The organism is Polynucleobacter sp. MG-28-Ekke-A2, from assembly GCF_035012985.1.
GTDB lineage: Bacteria > Pseudomonadota > Gammaproteobacteria > Burkholderiales > Burkholderiaceae > Polynucleobacter.
This window is the reverse complement of the sequence record NZ_JAYGQU010000050.1, coordinates 1-1059: the sequence shown is the minus strand read 5'-3', so window position 1 is coordinate 1059 and position 1059 is coordinate 1. Positions and strand designations below refer to the sequence as shown.

The 1059-nt window shown below is 48.2% G+C and carries 1 protein-coding gene; it reads left to right on the top strand.

Annotated elements, in window-relative coordinates; genetic code table 11:
- Positions 1-98 precede the first annotated feature (98 nt).
- Positions 99-1052, top strand: a complete 954-nt coding sequence (locus tag VC188_RS11855; protein ID WP_216168232.1) for an IS30 family transposase — start codon at positions 99-101, stop codon at positions 1050-1052.
- Positions 1053-1059: the final 7 nt, after the last annotated feature.

The window sequence follows — 1059 nt, the reverse complement described above, 5'->3', positions numbered from 1 at the left end:
GGTGGATTCAACTACGAAGTGCAACTTTGAACAACTAGTTAAGGAGGCTAAGGATGTTTTAGTATCCAAAGCTTCTAGACCTGCAAGTCAAAGTAGCCATGACCTATCAACACCTTAGCCAAACTGAACGATATCAGATTTATATCCTCATGAAAGACGGAAAAACCCAAACTCAAATAGCCCAACTGATGGATCGGCATAAGTCGACCATTAGCCGAGAGCTTGCTCGCAATACGGGGCTCAAAGGTTACCGTCCCAAGCAAGCCTGCCTGTTGGCAGAAGAACGCTCATTAGGCTGCCGTAATGCCGCCCAAATAACAGCCGATCAATGGAATCAGACAGTGGATTGCCTCTTAGCTCAGTGGAGCCCCGTCCAAATTGCCAATCAGGTTGGCATTAGTCATGAGACCATCTACCGCCATGTCTACGCCGATAAAGCCGCTGGCGGCAATCTTTACCAGCAGCTGCGTTGCCAAAAAAAGCGCAAGAAACGCTATGCCAGCGGCCGTGATCGCAGAGGTCAAATAGTAGGTAGGCGGCCGATCAGTGAGCGCCCAGCGCACATTGAGACAAGATCCCAAGTCGGCCACTGGGAAGGCGATACTGTAATTGGAGCGGCCCACAAGCAAGCTGTTGTGACCTTGGTTGAGCGCAAGAGTGGCTATGCCGTTTTGGCTAAGGTCAAGAACAAGACGTCGGATTTAGTCAGTAGCGCCATCATCACTAAATTAAACGCCGTGACCCCACTCGTTAAAACCCTGACTTTTGACAACGGCAAGGAATTTGCCGAGCACGCCAGGATTGATACAGCTCTTCAATCAACGACGTACTTTGCGGATCCGTTTGCTAGTTGGCAACGTGGATCAAATGAAAACTTCAATGGTCTATTGCGGCAATACATCCCCAAAAAGAGACCGCTATCTACTGTGACCGATAAGGAGCTTAGAATGATCCAAGACCGTTTAAACAACCGACCTAGAAAACGATTAGGATTTAAAACCCCCAATGAAGTATTTATGCAGTCCTTAAACCGTGTTGCACTTCGTGTTTGAATCTACG

Coding starts and splice junctions, on each gene's coding strand:
- VC188_RS11855 (WP_216168232.1), top strand. CDS start 99: ATGACCTATCAACACCTTAGCCAAACTGAACGATATCAGATTTATATC.